The organism is Mesorhizobium sp. M0037 (assembly GCF_040323635.1).
GTDB lineage: Bacteria > Pseudomonadota > Alphaproteobacteria > Rhizobiales > Rhizobiaceae > Mesorhizobium.
In genome coordinates this window covers 1-1,127 of the sequence record NZ_JAMYVB010000053.1, presented here as the reverse complement: position 1 = coordinate 1,127, position 1,127 = coordinate 1, and the positions used below count along the sequence as shown (strand labels likewise).

The window sequence follows — 1,127 nt, the reverse complement described above, 5'->3', positions numbered from 1 at the left end:
GGGACTGTTGCAAAATTGGGTGGATGTGATTCCCTGTTTTTGAAACGGGGATTTTGCGATGACGACAAAGCCGAGCGGTCAGTTCAGTTTTGTAGAGGCTCTGCTGCCGCAGGGTCTTGGTCGGAGCGGACGACTGGACCGGCTGTCGTCGCTGGTGAAGTGGTATCGCTTCGAGAAGATCCTGGCGCGGCTGCGCTCGCCAACTGGGCCGGGGCGGCCTGCGTACAATTCGCTGGTGATGTTCAAGGCGCTTCTGCTGCAATCCTTGTATGGGCTGTCGGACAACGAACTGGAGGAGGCGCTCGCCGATCGGCTGTCGTTCCGCCGCTTCGTTGGACTGACGCTCGAGGAGACGGTGCCCGACCACACCACGCTCAACCGCTTTCGCAATCTTCTCGTGGAGGCCGGGCTTCTGGAGAAGCTGTTTGGCGAACTGGACCATCAACTGGACAAGGCCGGGCTGATCCTGCGGCGCGGCACGATGCTCGATGCCACGGTGATCGAGACGGCGGCGGCACGGCCGCCCAGTGGGGCCGCGCACGAAGCGGGCGATGCCGGCGATCCCGATGCCGGCTTTACACGCCGGCAGGGCAAGCCTGGCTCCTCCTACGGCTACAAGGCCCATGTCGGCGTCGACCAGGGTTCTGGTCTGATCCGCCGGGTGAGGACGACAGCAGCCAACGTCAACGACACGGTCGAGGCGGATCATCTGATCTGTGGCGACGAAGGCGCGGTGCTGGCGGATGCGGCCTATCACACCAAGGCGCGCGAGCTGTCGCTGAGGCAGCGCGGGATCAAGCCGCGGCTGATGCGGCGGGCCAACAAGCATCATCCGCGCCTGCCGGCGCGCCTGAAGCAGTTCAACCAACTGATCGCCCGGCAACGTTTTGCCGTCGAGACGACCTTCGCCACCTTGAAGAACCGCATGCGACTTTGCGCCATCCGCTATCGCGGTCTGGCCAAGGCGGCAGGACAGGTTCTCATCGCCGCCATGGCCTTCAACATGCGTCGCTGGGTGACGCTGGCGACCTGATCTAGGGTCGCACTGCGCCCGAAATCCGCCGAATACGCCAACTCCTACCCCATCTGGCCACAAACCAGCGCCGGAAACCACCTCGCATTGCCCT

The 1,127-nt window shown here is 63.7% G+C and carries 1 protein-coding gene; it reads left to right on the top strand.

Going from position 1 to position 1,127, the window contains the following annotated elements; all coding sequences use genetic code 11:
• The first annotated feature begins 58 nt into the window (after window positions 1-58).
• On the top strand, window positions 59-1,033 hold the full coding sequence (locus NKJ78_RS30750) for an IS5 family transposase (RefSeq protein WP_023743626.1): 975 nt from the start codon (window positions 59-61) through the stop codon (window positions 1,031-1,033).
• The last annotated feature ends 94 nt before the right edge of the window (window positions 1,034-1,127 follow it).

Excerpts from the sequence above, each read along its gene's own strand:
- NKJ78_RS30750 (WP_023743626.1), top strand. The coding sequence starts at position 59 with ATGACGACAAAGCCGAGCGGTCAGTTCAGTTTTGTAGAGGCTCTGCTG.